The organism is Klebsiella oxytoca NBRC 105695 (genome assembly GCF_001598695.1).
Classification (GTDB): domain Bacteria; phylum Pseudomonadota; class Gammaproteobacteria; order Enterobacterales; family Enterobacteriaceae; genus Klebsiella; species Klebsiella oxytoca.
This window is the reverse complement of sequence record NZ_BCZK01000012.1, coordinates 133,850-151,851: the sequence shown is the minus strand read 5'-3', so window position 1 is coordinate 151,851 and position 18,002 is coordinate 133,850. Positions and strand designations below refer to the sequence as shown.

Genomic DNA, 18,002 nt, shown 5'->3' with positions numbered 1-18,002 from the left:
TCATTTCATAATGACTTCACATTTTACCTTTATTGTTGAAATATATTCAGCAGTCCAATAAAAATAGCCCCTCATTGATGAATTCGTCGTTAAGTTATTATTACGATGATTGCCTTATGAATATGAGTTGATATTTATGCACGTTTGAATGTATTTAATCGCCATTAAAGAGTGTTTGTCATCGACATGGATAGCCCTGGCTTAAAAAATAATGAATAAACGGAGTTTAATTCATAAGGCTTTTATTATCTCTGCGCTGCCAGTGTGGGGGTACGCCGCGCCTGCGGATACCGTACGTGAGCAGCAGTTCATCAACCAGCAGCAGCGCCAGCAAGCCCTGGAAAGTCAGCTCGCGCCGCCGTCACCGGATATTCATTTATCCGCGGAAGGAGTAAATATCGATGATGGGCTATTTCCCGTTGAACAACCTTGCTTTGCTATTTCTCGGGTTATTTTGCAGGGCGCCGAAGCCTTACCGCATTGGCTTCCGCTCCAGCGCCAGACAAATAAAGTGAATGGGCGTTGTCTGGGAGGAAAGGGAATAAATCTACTGATGGCCCAATTGCAGAATATATTAATCGACCGCGGTTATATCACCAGCCGGATCCTTGCTCCGCAGCAGGACTTAAAAAGCGGTGTTTTACGCCTGGTGGTGATGCCGGGTTATATCCGTGAAGCCAGGCTTACGGCGCAGAGCGATGATTATCTGTGGTTGGCGAGCGCATTTCCGGCGACTGACGGGAAACTGTTGGATTTGCGCGATATTGAACAGGGGCTGGAAAATCTGCAGCGCCTGCCGACGGTTCAGGCCAGCATGGAAATTGTTCCGGGCGAGACGCCGGGGCAAAGCGATATTGTCATTAACCGCCAACAGGAGCGCTTCTGGCGCATCGACGCCTCGCTCGATGATTCCGGCTCTAATGCCACCGGCCGTTACCAGGGGAACCTGACGCTGTCACTGGATAACCCACTATCCTTAAGCGATCTTTTTTACCTTTCCGGTTCACATAACCTCGATGGCAACGGCGGTAAATCCTCAAAGAACCTGACCGGCCACTATTCGGTCCCGCTGGGCTACTGGCAGTTCGTATTAACCGCCAGCCAGTACGATTACGTGCAAACCGTGGCGGGGGCTAACGGCGATTACCAGTACAGCGGTAAAAGCAAGAACGTTGATTTCCAGCTTAGCCGCGTACTGCACCGTAGCGGTAGTCAGAAGACCACTCTTAGCGCCGATGTGTTAGCCCGCGAGCAGCGTAACTTCATTAACGACACCGAGATTGCCGTCCAGCGGCGGCAAACGGCGGCCTGGAAGCTTGGTCTGCAGCATCGCCATTACCTTGGCAACGCCACTCTCGATAGCGGAGTGAGCTACCAGCGCGGTACCCGCTGGTTCGGCGCTCAACCTGCGCCAGAAGAGCAGTGGGGGGAAGCAACCGCCCTCAGCAAGATCCTGCAATTTAATGCTCAGCTCAATTTGCCTTTTGCCTTGGGCGGGCAACGTTTTCGCTTTACCAGTCGCTATCAGCGGCAGATGAGCAGCACGCCGCTGACTTCGCCGGATATGTTTTCCATCGGCAGCCGCTGGACGGTTCGCGGCTTTGACGGCGAGCGCACCCTGACCGCCAGCCACGGCTGGTACGTCCGTAACGATATCGCCTGGTCGACCCCGTTGCCGGGGCAGGAGTTTTATCTGGGAGCAGATTACGGCGAAGTCGGCGGCGCTGGCAGTGAAACGCTGGTGGGCAAACACCTCGCCGGAGGCGTGGCAGGGCTGCGCGGCCAGTACCTACGCGCCAGCTACGACCTGTTCGCCGGTATCCCTTTAGACAAACCCGATGATTTTAAAACCGAGCCAGCAACTTTTGGTTTCAGCGTCAGCTGGAGCTACTGACTTTTACTCACGCGCCGTCCGGCGGCGCGTGCTGCGCACAGGGATGATTTTCCGCGCCGCGGTGAACAACGGATGACGAGTAACGGCAATGAATAAACGCTTTTATCGAATCGTATTTAATAAGGCTCGCGGGATGCTGATAGTGGTGGCGGAAACGACCCGCTCTCATCGGGCGGGCGTGTCGCCGCAATCTGGCGCCGACGCGCGAACCGGGTCGACGCTGACGTCCATCCTGGCGCCGCTGGCCTTTGGGTTTCTGCTCGCGTTTTCCTGTCTCACCCCGGCTAAGGCAGCGATTGTCGCCGATAACCATGCGCCCGGCGGCCAGCAACCGCAGATCGCCAATAGCGCCAATGGCACTCCGCAGGTCAATATTCAGACACCGAGTGGCGCAGGCGTTTCGCGCAACGTCTACAGCCAGTTTGACGTCGATGGGCGCGGCGTGGTGCTGAATAACAGCCACGCCAGCACTTCAACCCAACTGGCCGGGATGGTCGCCGGTAACCCGAATCTGGCGAAAGGGGAAGCCAGAGTGATCCTCAACGAGGTGAATACCCGTGATCCGAGCCGGCTGAATGGCTATATCGAGGTTGCCGGGCAGAAAGCGCAGGTGGTGATAGCTAACCCTGGCGGAATTAGCTGCGACGGCTGCGGGTTTATCAATGCCAACCGCGCGACGCTGACGACAGGTCAGGTGCAGTACAGCAACGGGCAGATTAGCGGTTACGATGTCAATCGCGGCGAAATTATCGTACAGGGAGGCGGGCTTGATGCGAGCTCGGTAGACAGCACCGACCTGCTCGCCCGCGCGGTGAAAATCAACGCCGGGGTTTGGGCGCAGGAGCTAAAGGTTACTGCAGGGCGTAATCAGATCGATGCGGCGCACAGTCTGACGACGGCAAAATCATCCGACGGCAGTGCGGCGCCAGCGGTGGCGATAGACGTCAGCGCGCTAGGTGGGATGTACGCCCATAAAATTCGTCTTGTCGGTACCGAGCGAGGCGTAGGCGTTCACAATGCCGGCAATATCGGCGCGGCGGCGGGGGACGTAGCAATCAGCGCTGATGGCGCGCTCAGCAACAGCAGCGTGATTCAGTCCGCACAGAATCTGCAACTATCCGTTAAGGGCGATCTTCACAATCAGGGCCAGTTGTACGCCGGAAAAGATAGCCTGGTGACGGCCAGCGCGACGCTAACCAATGACGGCATTATCGCCGCGCAAGGTGATACGCGGATTGCCGCCAGCACTTTGCGTAGCGCGCAAAATAGCACGCTCGCCGCCGGATTAAATAGCGATGGTTCTTCCGCCAGCAGCGGCGCGCTGACGCTGAATAGCCAGACTTCGCTGGCGTTGAATGGCCGCAATATGGCGGCAGGGACGCTGACGGCGCAGGGCAGGGCAGTGGATCTTGATAACAGTCGAACCTCGGGGGCGCGGATTGTGGTCAGCGCCGCGTCCGGCGATATCACAACCCGAGATGCGGTGGTGGCGGCCAGCGAAAAACTCCAGTTGGCCGCCAGCGGCAAACTCAAAAACCACAGTGGCCTGTTGACGGCCAGCCAGCTTGAGCTGAAAGCAATGGCGCTGGATAACCAGCAGGGCGTAATCCAGCAGACGGGCGAGGACGATCTACGCCTTGATTTTTGCGCGGGATTGGATAACCACGGCGGTGAGATCGCCAGCAACAGCCATGCATTGACGCTCAGCACCAGCCAGTTGCTCAATCAAAACGGAACGCTGTTGCATACCGGCAGCGGCGGCATGTCGATTACCAGCGATGGCGTGCTGGACAACGGCGAAGGCACTATTGCCGCTAACGGCAATATCGTTTTGTACTCCGATAACATTAATAATCGCAGCGGTAAGATCAGCACGACGCAAGGCAATGCTCAGCTCACTACGCGTCATGAGCTGGAAAATTCACAAGGGAATATCGTTGCTGGCGGTAGCCTTTCTCTACAAGTAGCAAGCCTTCGGAACCAGCATGGGCAATTGATTGCGGCGCAGGGCGACCTGGCCATGAGCTCTGAAGGAGGGCTGGATAACCGCGAAGGCGTTCTTGCCGCAAATGGCAATATCAAGCTTGACGCCGACAATCTGATCAACCATGGCGGAAAAATCAGCGCGGCGCAGGGCGACGTTCAGCTCACTGCGCGCCATGGGGTGGATAACTCGCAGGGGAATATCATCGCCAGCGGCGACATCCGGCTACGGGCTCAAAATCTTAACAATCGTCACGGGCAGGTTGGCTCGGCGCAGCGGGGCAGCGTCAACCTGACGACGAGCGGTTTGCTGGATAATCAGCAGGGCACAATTACCGCCGTTGATGCCCTGCGTATTCAGAGCGCCGCTGTTGATAACCGTCAGGGAGAACTGCAGTCCGGCGGTAACCTGAACATCACCATCCACAATCGGGGGCTGGATAACCGGCAGGGGCAGATCGTCTCCGCCGCCGCTCTGGATATAGCAGGCGTCAACCTGGTGCTGGCTAATACGGGCGGGACGCTACTTGCCGCGAGCAAACTTATTCTCGATGCCGATTCCCTCAGCGGCGATGGCGAGGTGCTCTCTCAGGGCGATATGTCACTAACGTTGCGTCAGGCGTTTCATCACGCCGGGAGGATCATCGCCAACGGCAACCTGCAGTGGAATCTCTCCGGTTTGGGACTGATTAATCAGGGTGTTATCAGCGTTGGCCAGGTGCTCAATCTCTATGTGGCGAAGCTGGATAACCGTCAGGAAGGTGAAATCAGCGCTGGCGAGAACCATTTTACGGTCAACGGCGAGTTGGTCAATCGGGGACTGATTGACGGTGGTTTAACCCATATTGTCGCCACGACGTTAACCAATATCGGGAGCGGGCGCCTGTACGGCGACGCCGTCGCGCTGCAGGTGGCAACGCTGACTAACGCCGCGGAGAACGGCGTGGCGGCGACGATTGCTGCACGAGCATTGCTGGCAATGGGCGTCGGCACGCTCAATAACCAGGATCACGCGCTGATCTACAGCGACGGTACGCTTACCATTGGCGGCCAACTTGCCGAAGACGGTTCGCTCAGCGGCCGGGCGGGAGTCTTTAATAACCACAGCGCAACGCTTGAGTCCGCCGGTGATATGGCGATCGATATCCAACAAATCAATAACTACAACGACCATCTGGTGACGAAAGATGTGATGGTCGAGCAGTCATGGCGCCATGAAGCGGCGCTGAAAGGATCGGTACAGCGCTTCGACTGGTCGCTGGTCGATACCAGCTATAAAAACAAATACGGCGTTCACGACGCCATCATGCCGGACAGTAGCCGTGGCGATGAGTTCTATGAATATCAGTACCAGCGTACCGTTGTGGAAACGCAGGTGGTGGAAAGCGATCCCGGCAAAATCCTCTCCGGCGGCCGGCTCATCATCAACAGCGATAAGCTGAATAACTACGACAGCCAGATTATCGCCGGGGGAGCGCTCGGTGGCGTGATTAGCGAACTAAACAACGTCGCCACGACCGGTAAACGGGTGACCACCGACGTCGGTACCCAGACTCGTTGGTATGAGAAAAAGACCAGCCGCCCGTTTGGCGGCACCAAAACCAGCCAGGGGAAAAAAAGTAGCGAATATGAACCGACGCCCACGGTTCAGACTATCGATCTGCAAACCATAAAGTGGCAGGGCAATACCCAAATTGATGGCCATAGCAGTGTGATTACCCCGCGCGATCGCGCCGATGAGCCAGGTGAACTACCTGCCGGACGACTGGTGGAAGTGACGCCGGTTAACGCTGACGGAACGGTTATTCGCCTCGTCACGCCGGATACCCGTCTTCCTGTCAGCAGTCTGTATCAGATCGATCCACAGGCTAAAGCAGGCTATCTGGTGGAAACCGATCCGCGTTTTACCAACGGTAAAGCGTGGCTCGCCAGCGACTACATGCAAAATCAGCTGGGCGTTGATCAGGCGATGAAGCGGCTTGGCGACGGCTATTACGAACAGCGGCTGGTGCGTGAGCAGATCGTTAAACTGAGCGGCGAGCGCTACCTCCAGGGCTACAGTAACGATGAAGAGCAGTACCGGGCGCTGATGGACGCGGGCGTCGCCTTCGCCAAACAGTACAACCTGACGGTCGGGGTGGCGCTGACGCCAGCGCAGATGGCGCTGCTGACCAGCGATATGGTCTGGCTGGTCGCCAGAGAGGTCACGCTAGCGGATGGCTCTGTGCGGCATGTGCTGGTGCCGCAGGCTTATGCGCGGGTTAAAGCGGGCGATCTTGATGGCAGCGGCGCGTTGCTCGGCGGTGAAAACGTGGCGCTCAGTGTGAGCCGTGATGTGACCAACAGCGGGCACATCCACAGCCGCGGCGTGACGCAACTAACCGCGGAAAACATTCATAACAGCGGCTATATCGGCGGCAACCAGCTCACGCTAAACGCGCGTACTGATATCAACAATATTGGCGGAACGCTGCAGGGCGGCGATAGCCTGATCGCGCAAGCCGGGCGTGATCTCAACAGCGCCAGCACCCTCGGCGGCGGCCCAGGTAACATCAGCCTCGATCGGCCTGCGGGGATTTATGTCCAGAATGAAAACGGCCAGCTGGGGCTGCAGGCGTTACATAACATTAATCTGACGGCAAGCATGGTGAGTAACAGCGCGGCGGGCAGCCAGACGAAGATTATCGCCGGCAACGATCTCAACCTGCGGACGCTCGCCACTACCCACAGCGAAAGCGGAAATTGGGGGAAAGGCAACGATCGTTCTTTGACCCAGCGTAGCGATATCGGCACGCAAATTAATGGCGGCGCGGTTGCGCTGTCCGCCGTCCACGATATTCATGCCTGCGCCGCCAGCGTGACGGCAACCAGCAGCCTGACGGTTGCCGCCGGCAATGACATTAACCTCAGCAGCGGCGAGTCCTCATGGCATCTGACGGAAAACAACCATCAAAGCAGCAGCGGCCTGCTGGCTCACCGCTCGCTCACCACTCACGATGAAGTGTGGGCGCAGAACGCCATCGGCAGCAATTTTAGCGGTGACAGTATTGTGATGCAGGCCGGGCGCGACCTGCTGGTGTCCGGCAGCAGTGTTGCCGGCACCCAGGACGTCAACCTTGTGGCGGGGCGTAACCTGACCATCGCCACCGCCGAGGAGAGTCGCCAGGAAAACCATCTACGTAAAGAGAAACATAGCGGCTTTTCCGGCACTGGCGGTGTTGGCTTCAGCGTCGGCAGTTCGTCGCTGAAAGCCACCGACGTGACGACAACGCTGAGTAGCGCCGCCAGTACCGTCGGAAGCTCACAGGGCAACCTTAGCCTGAGCGCCGGTAATGTGTTGACGATTCAGGGATCTGACATGGTGGCCGGCAACAATATGGCGTTGACCGGTAAAACCGTGAATATTCTGGCAGCGGAAAACCAGAGCACCCAGACCCATACCGTGGAACAGAAAACCAGCGGCCTGACGCTGGCGTTATCCGGGATGGTGGGCAGCGCCATTAATACCGCGGTTTCCAGCGCTAACCAGGCCAGCACCGAGAGCAATGGCCGTCTCGCCGCGCTGAGCGGGCTGCAGTCGGCATTATCGGGCGTACAGGCGTATCAGGCATCGCAGATGCAGACTGCGGATTCCAGTCCGGAGAGCATGATAGGGGTCAACCTTTCCTGGGGTAGCCAGTCATCGAAATCCACTCAGCGACAAACGCAGAACACCAGCCGCGGCAGTAGCCTGATGGCCGGCACCAATCTCAGCATTATCGCCACTGAGGCGGATATCAACGTTGAGGGCAGCCAGCTGCAAGCCGGCGGCAGCGCGTTACTCAATGCCGCGCGCGATGTGAATTTATTCTCTGCGGAGAACGTCAGCACCCTGAGCGGTAAAAACGAGAGCCATGGGAGTTCGTTTGGCGTCGGTATTAACTTCGGTCAGGGCGCGAACGGGTTGACGGTCAGCGCCAGCGCCAATGCCGCGAAGGGCCACGAGAAGGGCAACAGCCTGATGCATAACGAAACGCCCCTCAGCGCCGGGGAACGGGTGACTATCGTCAGCGGTCGCGATATGACGCTGACCGGGGCGCAGGTGAGCGGCCATCAGGTGACAATGGACGTCGGGCGTAACCTGACGCTGAGTAGCGAACAGGACAGCGATAACTACGATTCGAAGCAGCGTAGCGGCAGCGTGGGGGCGAGCGGCAGCATGGGCGGCGGTTCGGGCTCTCTCAACCTGAGCCAGAGCAAAATGCACAGCACCTGGGCATCGGTGGAGGCGCAAACGGGGATTTTTGCCGGCGAGGGCGGTTTTGATGTGAAGGTGGGCGGGCATACGCAACTGAATGGCAGCGTGCTGGCGAGCACGGCGGCGGAGCTGAACCGCTTGGATACCGGGACGCTGGGTTTCCGGGATATTAAAAACTCTGCCGAGTACAGCGTGGAGCAGCAGAGCGTGGGGGCGAGCACGAGCGGTAGCGTGGCGGGGCAGTTCCTGGGGAATGCGGCCAGCGGTCTGCTGATGGGTGCGAACGGCAGCGGCAGCGACAGTTCGCTGACGCGGGCGGCGGTAAGCGAGGGCAGTATCGTTATCCGCGACGGCACGAGTCAGCAGCAAGACGTGACGAGGTTAAGCCGGGATGCGGCGCATGCGAACCAAACGTTGAGTCCGATATTTGATAAGGAGAAAGAGCAGAACCGGCTGGCGGTGGCGCAGAAGATAGGTGAAACAGGTCGCCAGGTGAGTGATGTGCTCGTGACGCAGGGCAAGCTGAACGCGCAGGCGGCGCAGAGCGACCCGGCTGCGCGGGCAGCGGCACGGGAGATGCTGGTAGCGGGAGGGAATGCCCATCCGAGCGAGGAACAAATCAGCGCGCAGGTGAGCCGGACGGCGACGGCGGACTACGATACGGGCGGAAAGTACCAGAAGGTGGCGCAGGCGATAACGGCGGCGATGGAGGGTCTGGCGGGCGGCAACCTGGCGCAGGCGGCGAGCGGCGCAGTGAGTCCGTATGTGGCGGAAATCATTCACAGCCAGACGACGGACAGCGCGACAGGCAAGGTGAATGTGGAAGCCAATGCGATGGCGCACGCGGTGTGGGGAGCGATAGCGGCGGCATCGGGAAATAACAGCGCGCTGGCGGGGGCGGCAGGCGCGGTGAGCGGCGAACTGCTGGGGCGCTGGATAGCGGCAGAATATTATCCGGATGTTAAGACAGAAGAGCTGTCGGATGAGCAGAAGTCGACGATAAGCGCGCTGAGTACGCTGGCGGCGGGACTGATGGGGGGGCTTAGCGGAGGCAGCAGCGGGGATGCGGTCGCGGGGGCGCAGGCCGGGAAGAACGCGGTTGAGAATAACTCGCTGAGCGGTGATAAGGCCCGAGAAGCGGCGAAACAGGCTGCTGAATCCCTGAAAAATCAGGTCAGGGAAAAGCTGGGTGAAGGCACCACTTCTGCCATCGCGAACGCCATTATCAATGGCCTTGCTGATACCGGCGATGCGGCATTAGGTTCTGTTGACTATGCTGCTGATGCGGCCATGGTGCTGGCTTCCTGTGCTGTGGGTGACAGTTACTGCAGTAAAGCGATGAGCGACCTGGCCGGGAAGAATCAGGCGCTGGCGGATACTGTTACCACGCTGATGCAGGGTGAAACCTGGTCTGCGGTTGCGGATACGGTTAAACAGGCGGCTGGCGGGAATCAAGCTGCACTGGAAGCAACGGGCGGGCTGCTGGCAGGCATTATGTTGCCAGGGAGGAAAGTACCAAGTCCAGCGACTCGAATTGAAACAATATTAAAATCTGAAAAAAACTGGGAAAATGCTCGAAATAAGGCGCTAAATATTGTGGGTAATTTGGGTGCTGACTCTAAGCCTGTAATTGGGCGACTAGAAGTGAGTGCTGGGAATGGAAAAATAATTGGACGGCAATCTAATGATGGTAAGGTTGGTTGGCGTGTTGATTATGATCCTGAAAAGGGAACGCACATCAACGTATGGGATTACTCTCAAGGGAAAGGGCCGGGCAAAGCAGTCAAGCAGGTTATACCATTTGAAGGTAATGAAAAAGCGTTTGAAACCATATTGAAACAGTTGAATAGGTAGAAAAATGAATTTATTTGATGAGTGTAAAGAGGCCCTTGGTGCTGATTTCGAAGTGCTTGAAGGACAGAGAGAGAAGGATGCGCTTAATATTTTGTATAAGTTCCCATTTATTAATGGGAACTTATTGTGGGATGATTTTAACTATTCAGATTATGAAGATATAAATCATCTCATATCCGATTGTTATAATAAAAAACATGATGTGTTTGTTTTTGTGGATAACATTAACATTCCTGTTTTTAGAACTAACCTAGTATTGGTTGCTGAAAATATTTATGACGTTACAGCTTTATCTCCTAAGCTGTTCATTTTTAACAATGAATTGATATTACAACCTCTATTTCCAACAGACATAATTCGTCTGGGTATAAAAAATTAGAGATATATAAAATTCCGGCGTTAAAGCCGAGATTTTTTACCCGTCAGCCCTTGACTGGTTCTGTCACCAGTCGTCCCTGGTCCACGCTGACCGTGACCGGCGTGTCGGTACTGAATCCCGCCTCAGCCAGTTTCCCTTCAGGCGTAGGTTCAGGCGCAATTACAAATGGTATTGGTGCTGGGTTTGGTTATGGTATAGGCAAAGGCATTTCTTGGGGTACAAATGCATGGGCAAACTAGGTGGAAAGCAGGTTGGGATCCGAAGTTTAATCCTATTATGCTAAAGTATACTGAGATTAAAGGTGACTTTGGTATCTCAAAAGAAGTTACACCGAGTAACATTCCAGGCAGTTTTGGCGACATAGGAGCATCTTTCTCTTCAGAATATGGCGGGAAAAACTCGAACCAATCATTGAGAAGAAATTGAAATGAAATCCTTCAATGAGAAAATATTAAACCTGCTGATTCTATTTATCGCCTGTATTCTTGGGGGTATTGTTAGTTTCCTGTGTATAACTTTGTCTATAGACGTTTTAGTTTGAATGCTAACAGGAACTTTTGATTTGAAAAAAGCCGATATACTCAAAACCATTAAAATTGGTTGTGTGATTGGAATCTTCACTGGTGCGGTTTTTATTATTGCCAGACTATTCAAACTAAAAGGATTTTAGAGCAAAGATAGGATAAAAATTCATCCACAGAGTTGGGATTAGTGTGGAGAATAACCTGATGGGTAGGAACGAATGGAGCCAGGGTGAGAAAGCCAGAGAGCATGGTGCAGTTAACCCCTCTGGTGAAGCCTGGCAGCGAGGAATTGCTGAGAATAAAGCTTATGCAGGTACGTTGGCTTCAGCGGGGGCTAATCTACCTGCCGGGTGGAATGCAGGTTACTGGCGCGATGGGCGGAACAGAAAATGCTGGTATTCAGTATCTTATTAATGGAGAAGTTAATCCAACGGATGTGCTCATTGCGACGTATGTTGGAGCTTTTACCAGAAATACAGGATTAAAGGGAAGAAGGGTGGAAAGAACAGAAGGTGGCGCAGGCGGTGCAGCGCTGACACAGTTTACACAGCAGGAACGCTAACGCGAATCTGTGTTGCCTCTCCCCGTTATCCGGGGAGAGGCTGGCGAGGCCATTACGCCACGACCTCCATCTCCATCATCACCGGATGGAAGCGGCGCTTAAAGTAGATCAGCCCGTGGCCCTGCTGGCTCAGGGTTATATTCCTGATTTCTACCAGATAGACCAGGTGGCTGCCGATGGTCTGTACCTGGCTAATCTCGCCTTCGAGACTCGCCAGCGAGCCTTTCAGCACCGGCTGGCCCAGCGCGCCTTTTTGCCAGCAGCTGAGGCCGAAACGGTCGTCCATCGTCATCCCGGTCATACCGGCGAAGTGGCGCGCCATCTCCTCTTGCTCGTGGTTCAGCACGTTGATGCATAGCTTGCCGTTGCCCTGAAACACCGGATTCATCGCGCTGTTAGCGTTGATGCAGACCATCACCGACGGCGGCGTATCGGTCACCGAACAGACCGCGGTGGCGGTGATACCGCAGCGGCCCGCCTCGCCTTCGGTGGTGATGACGTTAACGGCGGCCGACAGGCTGGCCATGGCATCGCGAAAACGCAGACGTTGTTCATCTAATTGCATTGTGACCTCCCGCTGCCGCTTACTTCAGCAGCTTATCCAGCATGTTGATATCGGTATTGTTGTGCAGATGCGGCACCGTCCAGCCGTTCTGGTCGTACTCGGACAGGCAGCGATCCACCATCGCCATCATTTTGTCCATGTTGCCGGAGCTCTGCGCCTGACGCAGGCACTGCAGGCGAATTTCATCCTGGCTACCTGAGTAGTTGATTTCGTACAGTTCGTGACGACCACCAAACTCGCTGCCGATGGCGTCCCACATCAGTTTGAGGATCTTGATACGCTCGACGTGATCCATGCCGTTCGATCCGCGCACGTATTTCGCCAGATATTCGTTGATCTGCGGATTGTTGAGATCGCGGGCGCTGGACGGCAGATAGATCAGGCCGCTGGTGACGTTGCGTTCAATAATGTTTTTGATTTTGGCGTAGGCCATCGGCGCCATCACGCGATAGGTTTGCAGCGCGGCGTGATCCGGCAGATACGCGCCGTTAACCCACGGCGTGGCTTCGGCGCACATCGAGTCGCTCAGCGCCCAGAACATATTGCGCCAGGCTACCACTTCGCCGAGATCCGCCTGTACGCCGCGGAACTCCAGGGTGCCGGTGCACTCCAGCGAGCGCTTGAGCAGGGCGGTGATAAAGTCGAGCTTCACGGCCAGACGCACGCAGGCCTGCAGCGGATACATGCGGGCGAAACCGCCTTCCATCGTCCAGCGGCGGCAGCGATCGAAGTCGCGATAGATCAGCACGTTTTCCCATGGGATCAGCACATTATCCATCACCAGGATCGCATCATTTTCGTCGAAGCGGCTGGAGAGCGGATAGTCGTAGGGCGATCCGGTTGCTCCGGCGACCAGTTCATAGGAGGCGCGGGAGATAAGCTTAACGCCTTCGGCATCCATCGGCGCGACAAACATCAGCGCGAAGTCCGGGTTTTCGCCCATCACCTGCGCCGAGCCGAAGCCAATCATATTGTAGTGGGTCAGCGCCGAGTTGGTGGCCACCACTTTCGCGCCGCTGACGATGATCCCGGCATCGGTCTCTTTCTCCAGTTTGATATAGACGTCTTTCACTTCGTCGGCTGGCTTATGGCGGTCGATCGGCGGGTTGACGATGGCGTGGTTAAAGTAGAGGCCGGTTTCCTGGATGCGGGTGTACCAGTTACGGGCGTTCTGTTCAAACTGACCATAAAATGCCGGGTTTGCGCCGAGCGCGCAGCCGAATGCGGCTTTGTAGTCCGGGGTACGGCCCATCCAGCCGTAGCTCAGGCGCGACCATTCAGCGATGGCGTCGCGCTGCTGGCGCAGATCGTCGGCGCTTTTCGCGACGCGGAAGAACTTGTGGGTATAGCCGCCGCTGCCGGTATCGGTGCCCCAGCACAGGGTATCCTGCAGCTCGGGTTTATGCAGCGCATCGTACATCTGGGCGACGGAGGCGGCGGCGTTGCGGAACGCCGGGTGGATGGTCACGTCCTTAACGCGTTCGCCGTATATATAGATTTCGCGGCCGTCCTGCAGGCTCTTCAGGTACTCTTCGCCAGTTAACGGGCGTTTAGCGTCTGCACGGAAATTTTCAGGTTTCATAGGTGACCTCTTCAGTATTAATCGGAATGCGATGTTAAATTTATGTTTTGTTTTTGTTGTTCAATTGAAGCGGTTAACGCGGCTTTCGTGAAGAGACTTTTAGGTCAATGGTCGGTACTTTTCAGGCGGGGTTGGGTTATGTGATCGGGGGTTGGTTTTTCTATTTTCCGGCCTGGCTCTCCGGTGAACCGACGACAAGCCACGGCGGGTTTTGAATTTGTAGCCCGGACAGATGCGCAGCATCGCCTCCGGGAAATTCAGATACTCTGCGCTCTGCTCCCGGGGGCGGCGCTTGACCCGCCTTGCCCGGGCTACCGCCTCTCAGACGGCTGCGAATTCGCCGCGCCGCCCCCGGAAAGATCTTACGACACCGGTACTTTCTGCGCCCGATAGGCACTCGGCGAGCAGCCGACTAAGCGGTTAAAAAAGCGGGCAAAATAGGCCGGATCTTTAAAGCCCAGCTGCCAGGCTATTTCGCTTACCGCGTTGTCGGAAAACAGCAGCAGCCGTTTGGCCTCGCGCAGCTGCCTGTCGAAAATCAGCCGCTTGGGCGGCCGGTTGGCGAAGCGGCGGCAGATATCGGTTAGCCTTGATTCGGTCAGATGCAGCTCGCTGGCGTAATCCGGCACCGTCCAGTGCTGGTGGTAGTGGCTATCGATCAACTGGTTAAACCGCTGGAACAGCTTGAGCTCGCCGCGTATCCCGCTGGCCGCATGATCGTCAAGTTTCGCGTTGCGCAGCAGCAGGGTGAACACCGCCTGCGCCAGCAGCGTCAGGGTATGTTCCCGCCCCGGCAGCTGCGACGTCGATTCCCGTTCAATCAGCCGCCAGTAATGCGCCAGCGCCGCCAACTCCTCGGGCTTATCGGCCAGCGACAGGCAGATGCCCGGCAGACCGAAAGCCTCCCGCGTGCCGGGATAGAGCACCTCCAGCAGCGGCCAGACCAGATCCTCGCGCACCGTCAGCACATGACCGTCGCTATCGGACTCGGTGATAAAAGCGTGCGGCACCGAGGGCGGCGTCAGGACAAACAGCGGCGCCTGCACCGAATAGCGATGATCGTCGAGCTGCAGCTCAATCTGCCCGGTATCGAGAAAGTGCATCTGAAAATACTGGTCGTGACGGTGCGCCTGCATATCGCGGCCAAAAAACTCCGCCATCCGGGCAAAGGATTGGTAATGTACCTCCTCCGTTCCCAGACTCTCATCGTACTCTTTATTAATATCGATATTGGCAACAGGACTCTGGCACATAGCGGCTCCTTACGGCGTCGCGCGCGGACGCGATCCTTTCATCGGAATCGCCCAGATAATGACTGCGCCAATGATCAGCAGGGCGGCGACGAACCAAAGACCGCTGCTGAAGCTGCCGGTAATATCCTTCAGCCAGCCGATCATAAAGGGGCTGAGCGCCGATCCGATATTGCCGGTCGCGTTGATCACCGCGATACCAATCGCTCTGGCGCGCAGGCTGATCGACTGATCCGGCGTGGTCCAGAAAATGGCCATCGCGCTAAACGATCCGGTCGAAGCCATCACGATCCCGAGCAACTGGATCAGGTTATGATCGGTCGCCGACGCCAGCAGCCAGCCTGCGGCGGCGAACAGGAACGGCAGGGCGGTGTGATGCTTACGCTCCTGGTGCTTATCGGAGTGCCGGCTCCAGTAGATCATTCCCAGAATGGTGCAAATCTGCGGGATCGCCGCCAGCAGGCCGATGGTGATATTGCTGCTGCTTTCGTTAAAGCTTTTGAGGATCTGCGGCGTCCAGATGCTGATCGCGCTGAGCGTATTGGTCAGGCAGAAGTAGGCCAGGGTGTACATCAGCACGATCGGCGTGAACACTTCCCGCCACAGGCTGCGCTGCTGCATGGCGTGATGGCTGATCGCCCCTTCCGGCTGGACCAGCGTCAGGCGGTCGTTGTCCATCATCTCCTGCAGGCATTTTTTATCTTCTGCGGTCAGCCATTTGGCCTTCGAGGGCGAATCATCCAGCCAGAACCAGACCATAATACCGAGCAGCACCGACGGGAAGCCTTCCAGCAGGAACAGCCACTGCCAGCCGTGCAGGTTCAACAGGCCGTCCATCGACAAGATATAGCCTGAAACAATCGACCCCAGCGCGGTGGTCACCGGCATCGCGATCATAAACAGCGCGTTGGCGCGGGCGCGGAAAAAGGCCGGGAACCAGTAGGTCAGATAGAGCAGAATGCCGGGCAGAAAACCGGCCTCGGTGATCCCCACCAGCATGCGCAGGATATAGAGGCTATTCGGCCCGGTCGCGAACATGGTGGCGGTGGAGGCGATGCCCCACAGCACCATGATGGTGGCGATCCAGCGGCGGGCGCCGACGATGCTGAGCATCACGTTGCTCGGAATGCCGAAAATGACGTAGGTCGCGTAAAACAGGGTGGTGGCAAGGCCGAACATGGTGGCGTTAAGGCCCAGATCCTGCCCCATGGTCAGCCCGGCAAAGCCGATATTGATGCGATCTAAAAACGAAAAGATAAACAGCACGAACAAAAACACGATCAGGCGACGAAAGAGCTTGTTGATAACCGACTGCTGCTGCGCCGTCAGCTGCTTGTGCTGATTAGCCGGATCGAACTTTTCCGGGATGGCAGATGATGTATCGCTCATTATCATTTTCCTCTAATGGGAATTTTGTAGGGTACTGCGGGTTGCCGGGTGGCGCTGCGCCACCTGGCGTTAATAGACGCCTGACGAACCCTCGGCGGTTTTTTCTGCGCCAAACCGTGCCGCCAGCGCTTCCGCACCGCGGGCCAGCAGGGTGGTATCGACCCCGACGGCGACAAACAGCGCGCCGAGCTGCAGGTAACGCTTCGCCAGCTGTTCGTTGGCCATCAGGATCCCCGGCGCTTTGCCCGCTGCGCGAATTTGCCCGATGGCGTGCTCAATGGCGGCCTGTACTTCCGGGTGCTGAGGGTTGCCGCTGAAGCCCATGTCGGCGCTCAGATCCGCCGGGCCGATAAACACGCCGTCCACGCCCTCGACATCGAGGATCTGCGGCAGATTGTTGAGCGCTTCGCGAGTTTCGATTTGCACCAGCACGCACATCGCGTCGTTAGCCTGATGGAGATAATCCGGGACGCGGTTCCAGCGCGAGGCCCGGGCGAGGGCGCTGCCGACGCCGCGAATACCCGCGGGCGGATAGCGGGTGGCTTTCACCGCCAGCCGCGCTTCGTCGGCGTTCTGCACCATGGGTACCAGCAGGGTTTGCGCGCCGATATCCAGCAGCTGTTTAATCTGCACCGGGTCGTTCCACGAGGGGCGCACCACCGGCTGGCTGGGATAAGGGGCGATCGCCTGCAGCTGGGTCAGTATCGTCTGCACGCTGTTTGGCGCGTGCTCGCCGTCGATCAGCAGCCAGTCGAACCCGGCCCCGGCCAGCAGCTCAGCGCTGTAGCTGCTGGTCAGTCCCAGCCACAGGCCAATCTGCGGTCGACCCGCTTTTATGGCGTCTTTAAAGGCGTTATTCATCATATTCCTCCTAGACGAACCGGCAGCTAATCGCGCCCATGGTGCCGTAATCAACGTGGAAGGTGTCGCCTTTGCGCGCCGGCACCGGGCGCGTAAAGGAGCCGCCGAGAATAATCTGCCCGGCTTCCAGCTGGACGTCGTAAGGCGCCAGCTTGTTCGCCAGCCAGGCCACGCCGTTGGCCGGGTGATTCAGCACCCCTGCGGCGACGCCGGTCTCTTCAATCACGCCGTTGCGATAGAGCAGGGCGGAGATCCAGCGCAGATCCAGCTCGTCGGGTTTAATCGGACGGCCGCCGAGGATCACCCCGGCGTTGGCGGCGTTATCGGAGATGGTGTCGAAGACTTTGCGCGGGCGCTGGGTTTCCGGGTCGATGTTGTGGCAGCGGGCGTCAATCAGCTCCAGCGCCGGGATCACGTAGTCGGTGGCGTTGTAGACGTCGAACAGGGTACAGTTGGGGCCGCGCAGCGGTTTGGCCAGCACGAAAGCCAGCTCTACTTCGATACGCGGGACGATAAAGCGGTCGGTAGGAATATCGCCGCCGTCGTGGAAAAACATATCGTCCAGCAGCGCGCCGTAGTCCGGTTCGCTGATTTGCGAACTGGCCTGCATCGCTTTCGAGGTCAGGCCGATTTTATGCCCTTTCAGCACGCGGCCTTCGGCGATCTTCATATTTACCCATTCGCGCTGTACCGCGTAGGCGTCTTCGATGGTGATCGTCGGGTGATCCAGCGAAATAGCGCGGATCTGTTCACGCTGTTTTTCCGCCTGGTTCAGCCGCTGGGCGATCAGGCTATGGGTATGTTTATCGAGCATAGTTGCTTCCTGTTACGTCATTCGGTGCTGCTGCGCCGGGTGGCGACGCGTAGGCGTCTTAGCCGGCCTGGGGTTTGTGGCAGTACTTGTTTTCACCCTCTCCCACCG

At 57.1% G+C, this 18,002-nt stretch carries 10 protein-coding genes; 4 read left to right on the top strand and 6 right to left on the bottom strand.

The window, feature by feature from the left end:
• Nucleotides 1–211 precede the first annotated feature (211 nt).
• From KO1_RS20155 to KO1_RS28795, 4 genes are all read left to right on the top strand, one after another.
• Entirely contained in the window at nt 212–1,894 is a 1,683-nt protein-coding gene (locus KO1_RS20155) for a ShlB/FhaC/HecB family hemolysin secretion/activation protein (RefSeq protein WP_049101527.1), read from the top strand.
• Between the two features lie 88 nt (nt 1,895–1,982).
• On the top strand, nt 1,983–9,968 hold the full coding sequence (locus KO1_RS20150; protein WP_071991995.1) for a two-partner secretion domain-containing protein: 7,986 nt from the start codon (nt 1,983–1,985) through the stop codon (nt 9,966–9,968).
• 4 nt (nt 9,969–9,972) lie between these two features.
• Entirely contained in the window at nt 9,973–10,347 is a 375-nt protein-coding gene (locus KO1_RS20145; protein WP_004108566.1) for a CDI toxin immunity protein, read from the top strand.
• A gap of 771 nt (nt 10,348–11,118) precedes the next feature.
• A complete protein-coding gene (locus KO1_RS28795; protein WP_032728857.1) occupies nt 11,119–11,433 on the top strand; it encodes a hypothetical protein in 315 nt (104 codons plus the stop codon).
• Nucleotides 11,434–11,485: 52 nt separating this feature from the next.
• Here the strand turns inward: KO1_RS28795 and KO1_RS20135 are convergent, their stop codons facing one another.
• From KO1_RS20135 to hpaH, 6 genes are all read right to left on the bottom strand, one after another.
• Nucleotides 11,486–11,998 carry a 4-hydroxyphenylacetate 3-monooxygenase reductase subunit gene (locus tag KO1_RS20135; RefSeq protein ID WP_004108563.1) on the bottom strand — a complete coding sequence of 171 codons (513 nt, stop codon included), beginning with the start codon at nt 11,996–11,998 and terminating at the stop codon, nt 11,486–11,488.
• A 19-nt stretch (nt 11,999–12,017) separates the two neighbouring features.
• Nucleotides 12,018–13,580 (bottom strand): 4-hydroxyphenylacetate 3-monooxygenase, oxygenase component, encoded by a 1,563-nt coding sequence (hpaB, locus tag KO1_RS20130; protein WP_004108559.1) that lies wholly within the window; start codon nt 13,578–13,580, stop codon nt 12,018–12,020.
• Between the two features lie 362 nt (nt 13,581–13,942).
• Nucleotides 13,943–14,833, bottom strand: a complete 891-nt coding sequence (hpaA, locus tag KO1_RS20125; RefSeq protein ID WP_004108556.1) for a 4-hydroxyphenylacetate catabolism regulatory protein HpaA — start codon at nt 14,831–14,833, stop codon at nt 13,943–13,945.
• A 9-nt stretch (nt 14,834–14,842) separates the two neighbouring features.
• Nucleotides 14,843–16,219, bottom strand: coding sequence for a 4-hydroxyphenylacetate permease (gene hpaX, locus KO1_RS20120; RefSeq protein ID WP_004108554.1), 1,377 nt, complete (start codon nt 16,217–16,219; stop codon nt 14,843–14,845).
• Between the two features lie 69 nt (nt 16,220–16,288).
• Nucleotides 16,289–17,080, bottom strand: coding sequence for a 4-hydroxy-2-oxoheptanedioate aldolase (gene hpaI, locus KO1_RS20115; RefSeq protein WP_016809283.1), 792 nt, complete (start codon nt 17,078–17,080; stop codon nt 16,289–16,291).
• Between the two features lie 10 nt (nt 17,081–17,090).
• Nucleotides 17,091–17,894, bottom strand: a complete 804-nt coding sequence (gene hpaH, locus KO1_RS20110; protein ID WP_004110326.1) for a 2-oxo-hept-4-ene-1,7-dioate hydratase — start codon at nt 17,892–17,894, stop codon at nt 17,091–17,093.
• Nucleotides 17,895–18,002 lie beyond the last annotated feature (108 nt).

Bases quoted from the DNA above. Each gene is read 5' to 3' on its own strand.
- KO1_RS20135 (WP_004108563.1), bottom strand. From the start codon at position 11,998: ATGCAATTAGATGAACAACGTCTGCGTTTTCGCGATGCCATGGCCAGC.
- KO1_RS20155 (WP_049101527.1), top strand. From the start codon at position 212: ATGAATAAACGGAGTTTAATTCATAAGGCTTTTATTATCTCTGCGCTG.
- hpaB (WP_004108559.1), bottom strand. From the start codon at position 13,580: ATGAAACCTGAAAATTTCCGTGCAGACGCTAAACGCCCGTTAACTGGC.
- KO1_RS20145 (WP_004108566.1), top strand. From the start codon at position 9,973: ATGAATTTATTTGATGAGTGTAAAGAGGCCCTTGGTGCTGATTTCGAA.
- KO1_RS28795 (WP_032728857.1), top strand. From the start codon at position 11,119: ATGGTGCAGTTAACCCCTCTGGTGAAGCCTGGCAGCGAGGAATTGCTG.
- hpaA (WP_004108556.1), bottom strand. From the start codon at position 14,833: ATGTGCCAGAGTCCTGTTGCCAATATCGATATTAATAAAGAGTACGAT.
- hpaH (WP_004110326.1), bottom strand. From the start codon at position 17,894: ATGCTCGATAAACATACCCATAGCCTGATCGCCCAGCGGCTGAACCAG.
- KO1_RS20150 (WP_071991995.1), top strand. From the start codon at position 1,983: ATGAATAAACGCTTTTATCGAATCGTATTTAATAAGGCTCGCGGGATG.
- hpaI (WP_016809283.1), bottom strand. From the start codon at position 17,080: ATGAATAACGCCTTTAAAGACGCCATAAAAGCGGGTCGACCGCAGATT.
- hpaX (WP_004108554.1), bottom strand. From the start codon at position 16,219: ATGAGCGATACATCATCTGCCATCCCGGAAAAGTTCGATCCGGCTAAT.